1 protein-coding gene is annotated in these 277 nt (G+C 72.9%); it reads right to left on the bottom strand.

Going from position 1 to position 277, the window contains the following annotated elements; all coding sequences use genetic code 11:
- The coding region (locus QN345_RS20160; protein ID WP_323509259.1) for a hypothetical protein at nt 1–277 on the bottom strand (277 nt) is incomplete at both ends.

The raw sequence follows: 277 nt of genomic DNA, 5'->3' as shown, positions 1-277 counted from the left end.
GCGGCGGGCGAGTTCGGCGAGGCCGACGCAGGCGCTCGCGCCCTGCTGGCCCTGGGTGCGCAGGATGACGCAGTAGAGGTCGTCGCCCCGCCGCGCGACGTACACGAAGGAGCTGGTCTCGCGCTCGACGAACATCGCGTGGATCGAATCCCGCCGGAACTCGGGACCGAGATCGATCGTGGTCTGGTCGGGGATCGGCGGCTGGTCGAAGAGCGCGAGAAGCCCTGGCGAAGCGGATGCCGCCGGCTCGGTGCCCGGGCCGCTCACCGGGCCGCCG

This window comes from Cryobacterium sp. 10I1 (genome assembly GCF_035019805.1).
GTDB classification, from domain to species: Bacteria; Actinomycetota; Actinomycetes; order Actinomycetales; family Microbacteriaceae; genus Cryobacterium; species Cryobacterium glucosi.
This window is presented reverse-complemented; position numbering and strand designations above follow the sequence as displayed.